Source organism: Geodermatophilus obscurus (assembly GCF_900143215.1).
Classification (GTDB): Bacteria; Actinomycetota; Actinomycetes; order Mycobacteriales; family Geodermatophilaceae; genus Geodermatophilus; species Geodermatophilus obscurus_A.
Window position 1 is genome coordinate 38741 of the sequence record NZ_FRDM01000012.1, and the last position, 13215, is coordinate 51955.

The 13215-nt window shown below is 72.7% G+C and carries 13 protein-coding genes; 9 read left to right on the forward strand and 4 right to left on the reverse strand.

From position 1 onward, the window contains the following. Nucleotides 1–263: 263 nt before the first annotated feature. Together BUB17_RS13080 and BUB17_RS13085 are read left to right on the forward strand one after the other, a co-directional pair. Nucleotides 264–1610, forward strand: coding sequence for an MFS transporter (locus BUB17_RS13080; RefSeq protein ID WP_244277192.1), 1347 nt, complete (start codon nucleotides 264–266; stop codon nucleotides 1608–1610). 203 nt (nucleotides 1611–1813) lie between these two features. Then, the gene (locus BUB17_RS13085; RefSeq protein ID WP_072918598.1) at nucleotides 1814–2671 is read left to right on the forward strand and encodes a 3-hydroxyacyl-CoA dehydrogenase family protein; all 858 of its coding nucleotides are present in this window, start codon (nucleotides 1814–1816) and stop codon (nucleotides 2669–2671) included. Nucleotides 2672–2978: 307 nt separating this feature from the next. Here the strand turns inward: BUB17_RS13085 and paaZ are convergent, their stop codons facing one another. The 3 genes from paaZ to paaK all read right to left on the reverse strand — a co-directional run bounded on the left by paaZ (nucleotide 2979) and on the right by paaK (nucleotide 7268). Next, nucleotides 2979–5030: a phenylacetic acid degradation bifunctional protein PaaZ gene (paaZ, locus tag BUB17_RS13095; RefSeq protein WP_072918601.1), complete on the reverse strand. Its 2052-nt coding sequence runs from the start codon at nucleotides 5028–5030 to the stop codon at nucleotides 2979–2981. A 43-nt stretch (nucleotides 5031–5073) separates the two neighbouring features. Next, entirely contained in the window at nucleotides 5074–5703 is a 630-nt protein-coding gene (locus tag BUB17_RS13100) for a TetR/AcrR family transcriptional regulator (RefSeq protein ID WP_072918603.1), read from the reverse strand. Nucleotides 5704–5921: 218 nt separating this feature from the next. Further along, complete coding sequence (paaK, locus tag BUB17_RS13105; RefSeq protein ID WP_072918604.1) at nucleotides 5922–7268, reverse strand: phenylacetate--CoA ligase PaaK; 1347 nt, start codon at nucleotides 7266–7268, stop codon at nucleotides 5922–5924. Between the two features lie 222 nt (nucleotides 7269–7490). On the opposite strand from paaK, the gene paaA reads away from it, so the two are divergent. The 7 genes from paaA to BUB17_RS13140 all read left to right on the forward strand — a co-directional run bounded on the left by paaA (nucleotide 7491) and on the right by BUB17_RS13140 (nucleotide 12782). Further along, nucleotides 7491–8465, forward strand: a complete 975-nt coding sequence (gene paaA / locus BUB17_RS13110) for a 1,2-phenylacetyl-CoA epoxidase subunit PaaA (RefSeq protein ID WP_072918606.1) — start codon at nucleotides 7491–7493, stop codon at nucleotides 8463–8465. Beyond that, nucleotides 8462–8917 carry a 1,2-phenylacetyl-CoA epoxidase subunit PaaB gene (gene paaB, locus BUB17_RS28420; RefSeq protein ID WP_348537043.1) on the forward strand — a complete coding sequence of 152 codons (456 nt, stop codon included), beginning with the start codon at nucleotides 8462–8464 and terminating at the stop codon, nucleotides 8915–8917. Before paaA ends, paaB begins: the two co-directional genes overlap by 4 nt. A gap of 122 nt (nucleotides 8918–9039) precedes the next feature. Next, nucleotides 9040–9951: a 1,2-phenylacetyl-CoA epoxidase subunit PaaC gene (gene paaC / locus BUB17_RS13120; protein WP_072918607.1), complete on the forward strand. Its 912-nt coding sequence runs from the start codon at nucleotides 9040–9042 to the stop codon at nucleotides 9949–9951. Between the two features lie 5 nt (nucleotides 9952–9956). Next, a complete protein-coding gene (gene paaD / locus BUB17_RS13125) occupies nucleotides 9957–10472 on the forward strand; it encodes a 1,2-phenylacetyl-CoA epoxidase subunit PaaD (RefSeq protein ID WP_244277193.1) in 516 nt (171 codons plus the stop codon). Continuing rightward, nucleotides 10472–11566, forward strand: coding sequence for a 1,2-phenylacetyl-CoA epoxidase subunit PaaE (paaE, locus tag BUB17_RS13130; RefSeq protein WP_072918609.1), 1095 nt, complete (start codon nucleotides 10472–10474; stop codon nucleotides 11564–11566). The genes paaD and paaE overlap by 1 nt, the downstream gene beginning before the upstream one ends. Before the next feature lie 5 nt (nucleotides 11567–11571). Continuing rightward, nucleotides 11572–12342, forward strand: coding sequence for an enoyl-CoA hydratase-related protein (locus BUB17_RS13135; protein WP_072918610.1), 771 nt, complete (start codon nucleotides 11572–11574; stop codon nucleotides 12340–12342). Next, the gene (locus BUB17_RS13140; RefSeq protein ID WP_072918612.1) at nucleotides 12339–12782 is read left to right on the forward strand and encodes a thioesterase family protein; all 444 of its coding nucleotides are present in this window, start codon (nucleotides 12339–12341) and stop codon (nucleotides 12780–12782) included. Before BUB17_RS13135 ends, BUB17_RS13140 begins: the two co-directional genes overlap by 4 nt. Nucleotides 12783–13023: 241 nt before the next feature. On the opposite strand, the gene BUB17_RS27810 is transcribed toward BUB17_RS13140, so the two are convergent. Beyond that, nucleotides 13024–13209 carry an SDR family oxidoreductase gene (locus BUB17_RS27810; RefSeq protein WP_244277194.1) on the reverse strand — a complete coding sequence of 62 codons (186 nt, stop codon included), beginning with the start codon at nucleotides 13207–13209 and terminating at the stop codon, nucleotides 13024–13026. Between the last annotated feature and the right edge of the window lie 6 nt (nucleotides 13210–13215).

The window sequence follows — 13215 nt, forward strand, 5'->3', positions numbered from 1 at the left end:
GGCTTCTCGGCCGCCCCCGGCCGCCCCCGGTCGCCCGCGGCGGCAGCGTGCCGGAGGCCCCGTGGCGTGCACCACTCGCCGGTCGACGACGAGGCGCCGAGCTCCCACAGCGCGATCGACGGACCGTTGTGTCCCCGGGCACACCCGAGTACGGTCTCACCACCGACTGACCCTTCGGTCAGTAATTAGACGCCCCCACACCCATCGACGGCGGAACTCCCATGTCTATCCCCACGCACGCCCCTTCCCGCGCGCGCCATCAGATGACCTCCGAGAAGCGCAAGGTCCTCGCGGGCACCCTGGCCGGCACCACCATCGAGTGGTACGACTTCTTCATCTACGCCCAGGCCGCGAGCCTGGTCCTGGCCCCGCTCTTCCTCGCCCCGATGAGCGAGGAGTCCCCCGGGCTGGCCACGGTGCTCTCGCTGGCCACCATCGGCATCAGCTTCCTGTTCCGCCCCCTGGGGGCCATCGTGGCCGGGCGCTTCGGCGACCGGCTCGGCCGCAAGCGGATGCTGGTCTTCACGCTGCTGCTGATGGGCACGGCCACCGCACTCATCGGCCTGCTGCCGACGTACGAGCAGATCGGCCTGGCCGCACCGGCCATGCTGATCCTGTTGCGGGTCGTGCAGGGCTTCTCCGCAGGCGGTGAGTGGGGCGGCGCGGCGCTGATGTCGGTGGAGCACGCCCCGGTGGAGCGGCGCGGCCTGTTCGGCGCCTACCCGCAGATCGGTGTGCCGATCGGCATGATCCTGGCGACGGGCGTGCTGTGGTTCCTGTCCACGGTGACCACACCCGAGCAGTTCCAGTCCTGGGGCTGGCGCATCCCCTTCCTGCTCTCCGTGGTGCTGATCGTCATCGGCTACCTGATCCGCCGCGCCGTGGAGGAGAGCCCGGTCTTCAAGGAGATGCGGCTGCGGAAGAAGGAGTCCTCCGCGCCGCTGCGCGACCTGTTCCGGCGCAACACCAAGCAGGTCGTGCTGAGCGCACTGATCTTCATCGCCAACAACGCGGCCGGGTACCTGCTGATCGCCTTCTTCATCGCCTACGCCAGCACCACCCTCGGTCTGCCGCGGCCCTCCGTCCTGCTGGCGACGACCCTGGCCTCCTTCGGCTGGCTCATCTTCACGATGTACGGCGGCGCCCTGTCGGACCGGATCGGCCGGGTGCGCACGTTCCAGATCGGCTACGCCCTGGTCTTCGTCTGGATGATCCCGATGTTCCTGCTCATCGACACGGGGAACATCTGGCTCTACGGGGTGGCACTGTTCCTGCTGACCGTGGGGCTCGGGCTCTCGTACGGCCCGATGTCGGCGATGTACGCGGAGATGTTCCCCGTGGCGGTCCGCTACTCCGGCGTCTCGATCGGCTACGCCCTGGGCGCGATCCTCGGTGGCGCCTTCGCACCGATGATCGCCGAGCTGCTCCTGCAGTCCACCGGGTGGTCGGGATCGGTCGGCGTCTACATCATGGTGCTCTGCGTCATCTCCTTCGCCGCGGTGACCGCCGCCGGGGAGACCCGTGGGAGGAACCTGCGGGTGGCCGAGGCCCACGAGGAGTACCTGCGCGAGCACCCCGACGCGGCCGGAGCGCTCGACGTCCGACCCTGACGCGTCACCCGCCACACCCGGGCCACGGGTCGCGGTCGCCTCGCGCCACGGCGGCGTGGCCCACGGCGGTCGGCCGCCACGGCGGTCGGATGCGATCGGCCAGGGTGTTGTGATGCTCGTGGAGGAGGAGTGAGCGACGCGAGCTCACCGGTGGACGAAGCAGCGCCGCCAGTGCGGCCGACGAGCGCCAGCGAGGAGAGCACATGAACACCGACGTACCGGCCCGGGTGGGCGTCATCGGAGGCGGCCGCATGGGCGCCGGCATCGCCCAGGCCTTCCTGGCGGCAGGAGCCCGGGTCGCGGTCGTGGAGGCCGGCGGAGAGGCCGCCGCGGCCGCCCGCGGGCGCGTCGCCGATGGCCTGGAGGAAGCCGCCCGGCGCGGGAAGCTCGACGGCGACGTCGCCACCGTCCTGGACCGGCTGACCGTGGTCGACTCCCCGGCCGCCCTGGACCGGGAGACCGGCCTGGTCATCGAAGCCGTCCCCGAGCGGGCCGACCTGAAGGCAGAGGTGCTGCGGGCCGCCGAGGCAGCCGTCGCTCCCGACGCCGTGCTGGCCACCAACACCAGCTCCCTGTCCGTCACCGAGCTGGCCGCGGCGCTGGCGCACCCGGCGAAGTTCCTCGGCCTGCACTTCTTCAACCCGGTGCCGGCGTCGAAGCTCGTGGAGGTGGTGGTCGCGCCGGAGACGGCCGCCGAGCTGGTCGGGATCGCCGGCGGCTGGGTGCGCGCCCTGGGCAAGACCGACGTCGTGGTGCAGGACTCCCCCGGCTTCGCCTCCTCACGGCTCGGCGTGCTGCTGGGGCTGGAGGCGATCCGCATGCTCGAGGAGGGGGTCGCGGACGCCGAGGCCATCGACACGGCCATGGAGCTGGGCTACCGCCACCCGATGGGCCCGCTGCGCTCCACCGACCTCGTCGGCCTCGACGTCCGGCTGGCGATCGCCGAGTACCTGCACCGGACCCTCGGCGAGCGGTTCGCCCCGCCCCAACTGCTCCGCGACAAGGTCGCCGCGGGTGAGCTGGGCCGCAAGACCGGTCGCGGGTTCCACACCTACCCCTGATCGCGCGCCGGCCGCGCTGCGCACCGACCCGTCCCTGCTGCCGAGAGCGGTCGACGGCATGCTGCGCGGGTGGACCCCGGTCATGGTCGTCCGCCGCACCACGACCCGCGAGTCGAGCTCGGGTCGCCGGCGCTGCCGCGGCCGACCGTCGAGCGGGGGGTCGAGCGGCCGCCGGTCCGCTGGACGGCGTCCTGAGCCGAGACCTGCAGGGCGGCCCCGATGGTGTCCTCGTCCGGCTCCTCCGGCGGTGAGTGCAGCTGCACGCACCGCCGGAGGATCGGCGACGGTGGCCCAGGCGGCCGGCGGGTCAGCCCGCCGCCGGCGGCCAGGTCTTGGCCACCATCGTCAGGACGTCGTAGGTCGCCACCGGCTTGCCCTCGCCGTTGACGACCACGGCGTCCCAGCGGACCTCGCCGTGGTCGGCGCCGCCGCGCGGGCTGATCTGCTTGGCGGTGAGCGTGACGGTCAACTCCTCCCCCGGCTTGACCGGGGTGAGGAAGCGCAGGTTGTCCACGCCGTAGTTGGCCAGCACCGGCCCCGGAGCCGGGTCGACGAACAGGCCGGCCGCCCAGGAGACGATCAGGTAGCCGTGCGCCACCCGGCCGCCGAAGAGCGGGTTCGCCGCGGCGGCCTCCTCGTCCATGTGGGCGTAGAAGGTGTCGCCGGTGAACGAGGCGAAGTGCTCGATGTCCTCCAGCGTGATCGCCCGCGGGCCGGCGGTGATCGAGTCGCCGATGCGCAGCTCGGCCAGCGACTTGCGGAACGGGTGCACGCCGTCGTCCGTGCGCTCCGCCCCGGCGATCCAGCGGCCGCCGATCGCGGTGAGCTGGTCGGGCGAGGCCTGGACGGCGGTGCGCTGCATGTGGTGCAGCACGCCGCGGATGCCGCCGAGCTCCTCGCCACCGCCCGCGCGACCCGGCCCGCCGTGCACGAGCACCGGCAGCGGCGAGCCGTGCCCGGTGTTCTCCTTCGCGTCGTCCCGGTCGAGCACCAGGATCCGGCCGTGCGCGTGCGCCGCGCCGAGCACGAACTCCCGGGCGAACTCCCGGTCGTGGGTCACCACCGAGCCGACCAGGCTGCCCTGACCGCGGGCGGCGAGTTCCACGGCCTGCGCCACGCCGTCGTAGGGCATGACCGTGCTGACCGGGCCGAACGCCTCGACGTCGTGCGGCTCGGCGGCGGCCAGGTCGTCGCAGCGCAGCAGCATCGGCGGGAGGAACGCGCCGCGGTCGCGGTCGGCACCCACCACCTCGAAGTGCTCGGGGTCCCCGGCCACCAGCTCGGCGACGCCGCGCAGCGCCTTGAGCGAGCGCAGCACCTCCTCGCGCTGGCCCCGGCTGGCCAGGGCACCCATCCGGACGCCCTCGGCACCCGGCGCCCCGACGACGACGTTCGCCAGCCGGTCCCGGGTCGCCTCGATGACGTCGTCCATCAGGCTGCGCGGGACGAACGCGCGGCGGATGGCGGTGCACTTCTGGCCGGCCTTGACCGTCATCTCGGTGACCAGCTGCTTGACGAAGAGGTCGAACTCGGGGGTGTCCGGGGTGGCGTCCGGGCCGAGCACCGAGCAGTTGAGCGAGTCCGCCTCGGCGTTGAACCGGACGGAGTTGGCGACCACCGCGGGGGAGCTGCGCAGCTTGCGCGCCGTGGTGGCCGAGCCGGTGAAGAACACCAGGTCCTGACCGGCCAGGCCGTCGAGGAGACCGGTGGCACTGCCGGCCAGCAGCTGGAGCGAGCCCTCGGGCAGCAGGCCGGACTCGATGACCTCCCGGACGACGGCCTCGGTGAGGTAGGCGGTCTGGCTGGCCGGCTTCACGATCGTCGGGACGCCGGCGAGGAAAGCCGGTGCGAGCTTCTCCAGGAAGCCCCACACGGGGAAGTTGAAGGCGTTGATCTGCACGGCCACCCCACGCAGGGGCGTGTAGAGGTGCTGGCCGACGAAGGTGCCGCCCCTGCCGAGCGGCTCGACGGCGCCGTCGAGGACGACGGTGTCGTCGGGCAGCTCGCGGCGGCCCTTGCTGGCGTAGGAGAGCAGCGTGCCGAAGCCGCCGTCGATGTCCACCGCGCTGTCGCGGTCGGTGGCGCCGGTGCGGCGGGAGAGCGCGTAGAACGCGTCCTTGCCGGCCATCAGCTTCAGGCCCAGCTGCTTGAGCAGGCCGGCGCGCTGGTGGAAGGTCAGCTCCCGCAGCGCCGGTCCGCCGACGGTGCGGGCGTGGTCGAGCATCGCGGGGACGTCGAGGCCGGTGCTGCTGATCCGGGTGACGGGCTCCCCGGTCACGGCGTCGGCGATCGGCGTGCCGTCGTCCGGCGCGGTGTACCAGCGGCCGGCGACGTAGCTCTGGAGCAGGGGTGCGGTCATCGGGGTACTCCTCGGGTGCTCCTCCACGGAGGAACGGATCGGGTCAGGGCGGTGAGGACGAGGCGGACCCGGCGTGCAGGCCCTGGAAGGTCGTGGCGACGAGCGCGTCGGCGAGGTCGTCGGCGGACAGGCCGCCGTCGGGGCGGTACCACTCGGTCAGCGAGTTGACGGTGCCGAACAGCAGGCGGCTGATGACGGCAGGGTCGACATCGGGGCGGACGTCTCCCTCCTCCTCCGCGGCGCGGACCAGATCGGTGACGACGCGGTCGAATCGACGACGTCGCTGGAGGGCCGCCTGCTCGACCGGGGAGTTGCCGCGCACCCGCAGCAGCAGGGTCACGAACGGCAGCTCGGCAGCGAGCACGCGCACCGAGCCGCGGACGACGTGCTCGAGGCGGTCGATGGCCGGCCCGCTGGTGGCGCCGGGCTCTTCGGTGACGGCGAACAGCGCGTCCAGCGCCCGGTCGAGGGCCAGCCGGAGGAGCTCGACCTTGCTGGGCACGTGGTGGTAGATCGCCGATTTGGTGACGCCGAGCCGCGCGGCCAGCTCCTCCATGCTCGTCGCGTCGTAACCGCGCTCGTTGAAGACCGCGACCGCGACGTCGAGCAGCGAGTCCAGCGAGTGACCCGGACGCCCCCGCCGGGTCCGGGCCGGGTCGGCCGTGGACGTCACGCGCGGTGCCCCGTCTCGCGGGGCGCTCTGCTGCTCGGCTCGTTCCTCACTGCGATGCTCACGCCCCTGTCCGCTCGCGGTCACACCGGCTCGTTCCCACGGGGCGCTCCGCTCCTCGTTCGTTCCTCACTGCGATGCTCACGCCCCTGTCCGCTCGCGATCACACCGGCTCGCTCCCGCCGGGCGCTCCGCTCCTCGTTCGTTCCTCACTGCGATGCTCACGCCCCTGTCCGCTCGCGGAGGTCGTAGAGCCGCTTGAGCTTGCCCATCGACCTGGCCAGGGTCTCCGGGTCCACGACGAGCACCTCGATGCTGGTGCCGACGGTGTCCTTCACCGCCTTGGTGACCTCGGCGGCGGCGATGGACCGGCGCTCGGCCGGGCAGTCGGGACGGGCCTCGATCCGTGCGGTGAGGTGGTCCATCCGGCCGCGGGTGGTCAGCTCCAGGGCGAAGTGCGGTGAGAGACCCGGGGTCCGGAGCACGATCTCCTCGATCTGGGTCGGGAACAGGTTGACCCCGCGCAGGATGATCATGTCGTCGGTGCGGCCGGTGATCTTCTCCATGCGCCGCATGCCGGGCCGGGCGGTCCCGGGCAGCAGACGGGTCAGATCCCGGGTGCGGTACCGGATGACCGGCATGGCCTCCTTGGTGAGCGAGGTGAACACCAGCTCGCCCTGCTCCCCGTCCGGCAGGACCTCGCCGGTCAGCGGGTCGATGACCTCCGGGTAGAAGTGGTCCTCCCAGACGTGCAGGCCGTCCTTGGTCTCGACGCACTCCTGCGCGACGCCGGGGCCCATGACCTCGGACAGGCCGTAGATGTCGACCGCGTGGATGCCCGCGCGTTCCTCCGTCTCCCGGCGCATCTGCTCGGTCCACGGCTCGGCGCCGAAGATGCCGATCTCCAGTGAGCTGTCCCTGGGGTCGAGCCCCTGCTTCTCGAACTCGTCGATGACGGTGAGCATGTAGGAGGGCGTCACCATGATCACCCTCGGCTCGAAGTCGGTGATCAGCTGGACCTGGCGAGGAGTCATGCCGCCGGAGACCGGGATGACGGTGCAGCCGAGCTTCTCGGCGCCGTAGTGGGCACCCAGGCCGCCGGTGAACAGGCCGTAGCCGTAGGCGTTGTGCAGCTTGTCGCCGGGCCGCCCGCCGGCCGCGCGGATGGAGCGGGCCATGACGGTGGCCCAGGTGTCGAGGTCGCGCTCGGTGTAGCCGACGACGGTGGGCCGGCCGGTGGTGCCGGAGGAGGCGTGCACCCGGCGCACCTGGTCCTGCGGGACGGCGAACATGCCGAACGGGTAGTTGTCCCGCAGATCGGCCTTGCTGGTGGTGGGGAACCTCGCCAGGTCGGCGAGCTCCCGGCAGTCCTCGGGGTGCACACCGGCCGCGTCGAAGGCCGCCCGGTAGTGCGGCACGTTCTCGTAGGCGTGCCGCAGCGTCCACCGCAGCCGCTCCAGCTGCAGCGCGCGCAACTCCTCCGCGGACAGCCGTTCCGCCGGGTCGAGGAGAGCCGGGTCGGGAGGAGCTCCCAAGCGCCGGGTGGGCTCGCTGGTCACAGCCGTCATGGCGGAGGCCTCCGTGGTCCTGAGCGTCGTCGCCGGACGGTCGGCGGATGCGCGCTCCAGTTACCGACCGGATGGTCAGGTAATCATCTCCCTCAGGACACGGCTGTCAAGCCCCCGCAGGAACTCCTTGCGGCGGGCTTGTGCGGTGGCACGGCGTCGTGCACACTGATTACCGACCGTCCGGTCAGTAAATGGCTCCAGTCGCACCCCGAGGGGAACGAGATGTCGGCACCCACCCTGGAACGGCCCGCTCCGGACGAGGCAGCGCTGCAGGAGCAGTTCGACGCCACGATCGCCGCCGACCACCGCATCGAGCCGCGGGACTGGATGCCGGAGGGCTACCGCAAGACGCTGATCCGGCAGGTCGCCCAGCACGCGCACTCGGAGATCATCGGGATGCAGCCGGAGGGCGACTGGCTGCTGGCCGCACCGAGCCTGCGCCGCAAGTCGGTCCTGCTGGCCAAGGTCCAGGACGAGGCCGGCCACGGCCTGTACCTCTACTCCGCGGCCGAGACGCTCGGCGCCGACCGGGCGGACCTGACCGACAAGCTCATCGAGGGCAAGCAGAAGTACAGCTCGATCTTCAACTACCCCACGCTCAGCTACGCCGACGTCGGCGTCATCGGCTGGCTGGTCGACGGTGCGGCGATCTGCAACCAGGTGCCGCTGTGCCGGTCCTCCTACGGGCCCTACGCGCGGGCGATGATCCGCGTCTGCAAGGAGGAGTCGTTCCACCAGCGGCAGGGCTACGAGTTGCTGATGACGATGATGCGCGGCACCCCCGAGCAGCGGGCGATGGTGCAGGACGCCGTCGAACGCTGGTGGTGGCCGACGCTGATGATGTTCGGCCCCCCCGACGAGCACAGCCCCAACACCGCGCAGTCGATGGCCTGGGGCATCAAACGGCACACCAACGACGAGCTGCGTCAGAAGTTCGTCGACATGTCCGTCCCGCAGGCCGAGGTCCTCGGCGTCACGCTCCCCGACCCGGAGCTCGAGTTCGACCCCGAGACCGGCCACTACCGGTTCGGTCAGCTCGACTGGGAGGAGTTCAAGCGGGTCGTCGGCGGCCAGGGCCCGATGAACGAGATCCGCCTCGCTCGCCGCCGCGCGGCCCGCGACGACAACGCCTGGGTCACCGAGGCCGCCACCGCCTACGCGGAGAAGCACGCCGAGCACGAGGGAGCCGTCGCGTGAGCACCTCCGACGCGAGGACGACGCCCGAGCGAGCATCGCAGGGAGCAGCAGCGACCGAGGAGCGGAACGAGGGCGGAGTCGAGCCGTTGGGCACCGTCACCGCCGAGGGCGGGCACGGCGCCATCCCGACCGGCCCCGAGGTGCCGGTGGAGCCCCGCCGCCCGGCCGTGAAGCGCGACTGGCCGCTGTACGAGGTGTTCGTCCGCGGCAAGCGCGGGCTCAACCACGTGCACGTCGGCTCGCTGCACGCCCCCGACGACGAGATGGCCATCGACGCCGCCCGGGATCTGTACACCCGGCGCAACGAGGGCGTGAGCATCTGGGTGGTCAGGGCCGCCGACATCACCGCCTCCAGCCCCGACGAGAAGGACCCGCTGTTCGCTCCCAGCGGCGACAAGGTCTACCGGCACCCCACGTTCTACGAGATCCCCGAGGACGTCCCCCACATGTAGCGGACCTGCCTCCTCCCCGCCGCTCGGTCCTCGCGGCGAGCCCCTGGAGGCAGGCCATCTCCAGTGGGGCCCTGAGAGGAGGGCCGCCGCTGGGCAAGCATCCAACGAGAGGTTCCGCTGGCATGGCACACGAGGAAACGGTCTACGAGGCGCTGTCCAACGCCCACGACGACGAGGGGCACTGGGCTTTCGGCACCGGCTTCGACGAACCCCTGGCCGGCGTCGACACCACCGTCCCCGACGGCATCGACCCCGCCGACCTCGGCGCCTACTGCCTGATGCTCGGCGACGACGCCCTCGTGCTCGCGCAGCGGCTGACGCAGTGGATCACCAACGCGCCGGAGCTCGAGGAGGAGGTCGCGATCGGCAACATCGGCCTCGACCTGCTCGGTCAGGCCCGGCTGCTGCTCGCCCGCGCCGGCTCCGTCGGCGTGCTCGGCCGCTCCCGCGAACTGGCCACCGACTCGATCCCCGACGAGGACGCGCTCGCCTACTTCCGCGACGCCGACGAGTTCCGCAACACCGCGCTCGTCGAGGCGCCGAACGGTGACTTCGCCCGGACGATGATCCGGCTGCTCGTGGCTGCCTCCGTCCGCCTCGCGGTCTTCGTCCGCCTGCGCGACTCCCGCGATCCGGTGCTCGCCGCCATCGCCGCCAAGGGCGTCAAGGAGCTCACGTACCACCGCGACCACGCCGCCCGCTGGGTGCTGCGCCTCGGCGACGGCACCGAGGAGTCGCACCGCCGCGCCCAGGACGGCGTCGACGCGGTCTGGCCGCTGCTGGGCGACCTCTTCACGGCGACCGACGTCGAGACCCGGCTGACCGCGGCCGGCGTGGCCGTCGACCCGGCCGACGTCCGCGCCGAGGTGCGCGAGGTGCTCAGCCAGGTGCTCGAGCGGGCGACCCTGCGGATGCCCGACTGGCCCGCCGACGCGCCGCCCCGGGGTCGTCTCGGGGAGCACGGGCCGGAGTTGGCCGAGCTGCTCGACACCCTGCAGGGGCTGGCCCGGCAGCACCCGGCGGCGACCTGGTGACCGCCGTGACGCTGCAGCCTGCCGCTGCGACCGATCCCCGGGCCGTCGCCGAGACGGTCACCGACCCCGAACTGCCGATGCTGACCCTCGCCGACCTCGGTGTCCTGCGCGACGTCCGCACGGAGGACGACGGCACCGTCGTCGTCGACATCACGCCCACCTACTCCGGCTGCCCGGCGATGGGCGTGATGCGCGCCGACCTGCTGCACGCGCTGCACACGGCCGGCTTCCACGACGTCGACGTGCGCACGGTGCTCTCCCCTGCCTGGACCAGCGACTGGATCAGCGAGGAGGGCCGCCGCAAGCTCGCCGCCGGCGGCATCGCCCCGCCGGGGACGGCACCGGTCCACTCCCCTGGCCCCGTTCCGCTGCAGCTCGGGCCCACCCGCCGCACCGCCGTCTGCCCGCAGTGCGGTTCGCCGGACACCGCGGAGCAGAGCGAGTTCAGTGCGACCGCCTGCAAGGCCCTGCGCCGCTGCCGCAGCTGTGGCGAGCCGTTCGAGCACTTCAAGGAGATCTGATGACCGCCCCTGCCGAGGCCCCCGCCCGCCCCCGGAGGCGGCCGCAGTTCCACCCGCTGACGGTGGCCCGGGTCGAGCGGCTGACCGACGACGCGGTCGCGGTCACCTTCGACGTCCCCGAGGAGCTGGCCGAGGACTACCGCTTCAAGCCCGGCCAGGCGCTCACGTTGCGCCGGGTCGACGGGGACCGGGACGAGCGCCGCTCGTACTCCATCTGCGCGCCGGTGGGAGCCGCGCCACGGGTCGGCGTCCGCGAGGTCCCGGGCGGCTTCTTCTCCTCCTACCTCGTGCACGAGGTGGAGCCCGGCGATTCGATCGAGGTGCTGCCGCCGTCGGGCACGTTCACCGCCGACCTGTCGACGCCGGCCGACCACGTCTTCGTCGTCGCGGGATCGGGCATCACCCCGGCGCTGTCGCTGGCCGCCAGCGTGCTCCGGGACGGGCAGTCGACCGTGACCGTCTTCTACGGCAACCGCCGCACCAACACGGTGATGTTCGCCGACGAGCTCGCCGACCTGAAGGACGCCTACGGCACCCGGCTACAGCTGGTGCACGTGCTCTCCCGCGAGCCGCGCGACGCCGAGCTGACCAGCGGCCGGCTCGACGGCGCCCGCCTGCGCGCCCTGGTGGAGAACCTGGTCGAGGCCGAGCGCGTCGACCACTGGTGGCTGTGCGGTCCGCACGGCATGGTCGGCGACGCGCGGGACCTCCTGACCGAGCTGGGTGTGCCGTCCGAGAAGGTGCACCAGGAGCTGTTCTACGTCGACGACGTCCCGCCGCAGCCGGTCCGCGGCGACGACCAGACCGTCACCGGCCCCAGCAGCCAGGTCACCGTGGTCCTCGACGGCCGCTCGACCACGCTGGCCCTCCCCAAGGACGAGACCGTGCTGGACTCCGCCCAGCGGGTGCGCTCGGATCTGCCGTTCGCCTGCAAGGGCGGGGTGTGCGGCACCTGCCGCGCGCGGGTCACCGACGGGGAGGTGGAGATGCGGCGCAACTACGCCCTCGAGGCCAAGGAGGTCGAGGCCGGCTACGTGCTCACCTGCCAGACGGTGCCCCTCTCCGACGCCGTCACCGTCGACTTCGACGCCTGACCCCGATGAGCGCCCGGGTCCTGCAGGTCGAGCGTCGGCGCGGCGTCGCCACGCTGACGCTCGACTCCCCCGCCAACCGCAACGCGCTCTCGCGGGCGATGCGCGGCCAGCTGCGCTCGGCCCTGACCGAGGCGATCGCCGACGACGACGTGCGGGTCGTCGTCCTCGACCACACCGGCCGGGTGTTCTGCTCGGGGATGGACCTGGCCGAGGCCGCCGGCGGTGCGGCCGAGGACCAGGGCGTCAACGAGTTCCCGGCACTGCTGGAGATGGTCTGGGACTCGCCCAAACCGGTGGTGGGCGTCGTCCGCGGCCCCGCGCGTGCCGGCGGCGTCGGGCTGCTGGCCGCCTGCGACGTGGTGGTCGCCGCCGAGGCGGCCACCTTCGCCTTCACCGAGGTCCGGATCGGGATCGCCCCGGCGGTCATCTCCGCCGTCGTCCTCCCGCGCATGGTGCCGAACGTGGCCCACCGGCTGATGCTCACCGGTGAGGTGTTCGAGGCCCCGCTGGCCCTGGCCGGCGGGCTGGTGGACCTCGTCGTCCCCGCCGAGGACGTCGACGCCGGCGTCGCCGCGCAGGTCGAGGCCCTCGGCAGGGGTGCACCGCTGGCCCTGGCCGAGACCAAGCGGCTGCTCCGCGCAGCGCGGACCGGGTCGCTGGCCGAGCAGTTCCCGGCCCTCCTGGCCCTGTCCGCGCGCTTGTTCGCCAGTGAGGAGGGCCAGGAGGGCATCGCCGCCTTCCGCGAGAAGCGGCCCGCCCGCTGGGTGCCCGCATGAGGCCCGTCCCCGTCGGCGAGTCGGCCGACCTCGACGTGGTGGTGACGCCGGAGATGACCGTCCGCTTCGACGAGCTCGGCCCCGTCCACCCGGTGTACGCGACCTACTCGATGGCCAAGCACTTCGAGGAGGCCGGGCGGAAGCTGCTGCTCCGGTACCTCGAACCGGGCGAGGCCGGCATCGGGCGCTCGGTCTCGGTCGAGCACCTGGCGCCGGCCTGGGTCGGGGACGGCATCCGGGTGACGGCCCGGTGCGCTGAGATGGGCGGCAACCGGCTGGCCTGCGAGTGCGCCGCCGTCGACGCCGAGGGTCGGGTGCTCGGCCGGGGGACGACGGTCCAGGTGGTCATGAGCGAGGAGGCTCTCCAGGCGCGCCTAGACGAGCAGACGCAGAACCGGCAGCGGACCGGTTCCGGGCACGTGCTGCCGGACGCGTGCTGACGCCAGGCGCCCGCCCTGGCGCAGGGGCGAGCGCTTCGCGATCCGGTCAGTCGGCTCCTTCCGGGCCGTCGGCTGGTGGGCTCGGCTGAGCACGTGGTGACCCGACCGGTCCTTGATCGCGCGGCTCGCCGCGCACGAGTCGTGGCCAGTACTGCCGACCCCAGTGCGCGGACGACGCCGGTCGGCGACGTGGGGGGCCCGGGTGTCGTGGTCGCCGGGGCGCGGCCGGTGCCCGCCGGAGTCAGAGCCCGACGGTCTGGCCACCGTCGACGACGAGGGCGTGTCCGACGGCGAAGCCGCCGAGCTCCGAGCACAGCCACAGCACCGCGGAGGCGATCTCCTCGGGTCGGCCCATCCGGCCGATCGGCTCCTGGCTGATCATCGCGTCGCGGCCGGCGTCGGTGCCGCCGGAGACCCGGCTGATCATGTCGGT